This window comes from Stenotrophomonas sp. P5_A9, from assembly GCF_056400525.1.
In genome coordinates this window covers 1-1,805 of sequence record NZ_JBFULC010000141.1, presented here as the reverse complement: position 1 = coordinate 1,805, position 1,805 = coordinate 1, and the positions used below count along the sequence as shown (strand labels likewise).

General features: G+C 64.4%; 1 protein-coding gene and 1 pseudogene. Both read right to left on the bottom strand.

Annotation, left to right across the window (positions count from 1 at the left end):
* Nucleotides 1–164: 164 nt before the first annotated feature.
* Nucleotides 165–1,034 (bottom strand): crotonase/enoyl-CoA hydratase family protein, encoded by an 870-nt coding sequence (locus tag AC1DR7_RS20285; protein ID WP_457322121.1) that lies wholly within the window; start codon nt 1,032–1,034, stop codon nt 165–167.
* A 159-nt stretch (nt 1,035–1,193) separates the two neighbouring features.
* Nucleotides 1,194–1,805, bottom strand: a pseudogene (rpfB, locus tag AC1DR7_RS20280) (fatty acyl-CoA ligase RpfB); the annotation flags it as partial.

Sequence of the window (1,805 nt, the reverse complement as noted above, 5' to 3'; positions counted from 1 at the left end):
CTTGCAGCGTGTCACGCGAACCCACACACCCCCGCCCTCGACGGTTGGTTGGTGCAGCCAGCGAGGCACTCCTGCGCATTGAAGAACGCGCCGCAGGCAAAAAGAAACCAAAAAAAAGCCCGGCTGTGGCCGGGCTTGAAGTGGTTTGCAACGGTTGCCAGCATTCACGCCGCGTCGAGGTGAGCACGACGCGTCTGCGCTTTGATCAATCGATCCATGGTGCGCAGCGACTTCTCTTCCAGGGCCAGCGCCGAGTCGACCCAGACCTTGGTGATTTCCAGCAGCTCGTCATAGCGCACGGCCTGGGCCAGATTGCGTGCCGCGTTCATGGCCAGATAGCTGCGCGGGACGCGCTGGTGCTGGCGGATCTGCTCCTGCACCGCCGCCACGCCCTGGCCCTTGGGCACCAGAATGTCCACCACGCCCATCGCGTACATCTCTTCGGACGAATACACCCGGCCTTCCAGAATGATCTTCTCGGCCAGCTGCGGTGCGACGCGCTTGCACAGGAACGAATAGGCACCCATGCCCGGGAACAGCCCGAACAGCACCTCCGGAAGCCCCATCCCGCAGCCTTCCTCGGCGACGATCGTGTGGCAGGCCAGCGCCATTTCCAGGCCGCCGCCCAAGGCATCGCCCTGAATCAACGCGATGGTGCGCACATCGCCACCGAAGCCGGTATGCAGGTGATGCACGCCTTCCACGCAGCGTTGCGCGTAGGCAAGCAGGCGATCGCGGTTGCCTTCGCGGATGAGGTGGGAGAACAGCTCCAGGTCACCGCCCAGGTTGTAGGCGCTGGCATCGGAGGCCAGCACGAAGTGACGCAACGCGCCGCTGTTGCGCTCGGCCGGGGAGAGGGTGATGGCATTCATGAAGCTCCACATCTCATCCAGCATGTCCCGGCGGCAGCAGGGGCGAACGCCCGTGGCGGCGTCGGCATGCATGAACAACCAATGGGCGGCGTTGTCAGCGGTGGTTTCGGTGCGGATGGTGGAATAGCCGCGGGTAATGTTCAGCTTTTCGATCGTTTGCATGGCGATTTCCTCGGCGTTTCTGGCCCGGAGGGAGGACGGTGGGCGGCGGGCCGGACGGGTCCACTCGCCGCGATCCTACACCGCCGGTCACCCGCTCAACGCAAAGGCCCCAGCCGTCACCGGCTGGGGCCGTGGAATGCCTGAATGACCGCCGAAGCCTTACGGGGCGGGGGTATCGCGCAGCTCGCGGCGCAGGATCTTGCCCACATTGGTCTTGGGCAGTTCCTTTCGGAATTCGACGATTCTGGGGTGCTTGTAGCCGGTCAGGTTGGCCCGGGCATGCTCCTTGACCATCTCGGCGGTCAGATTGGGGTCCTTCTTGACGATGACCACCTTGACGATCTCGCCGGACTTTTCATCCGGCACGCCGACCGCAGCCACTTCCAGCACGCCGGGCATCATCGCGATCACGTCTTCGACTTCGTTCGGGTACACGTTGAAGCCGGACACCAGAATCATGTCCTTCTTGCGGTCCACGATGTAGAAGAAGCCCTGTTCGTCCATGCGCGCCATGTCGCCGGTGTGCAGCCAGCCGTCGGCGTCGATCGCCTTGGCGGTTTCTTCCGCGCGCTGCCAGTAGCCCTTCATCACCTGCGGGCCCTTGATGCACAGCTCGCCGACTTCGCCGGGGGTGAGGGTCTTGCCGTCGTCGTCCTTCACGCAGGCGTCGGTGGAGGGGATCGGCAGGCCGATCGCGCCGTTGTACTCGGCCAGGTCCAGTGGATTGATGCAGGCGGCCGGCGAGGTCTCGGTCAGGCCGTAGGCCTCCAC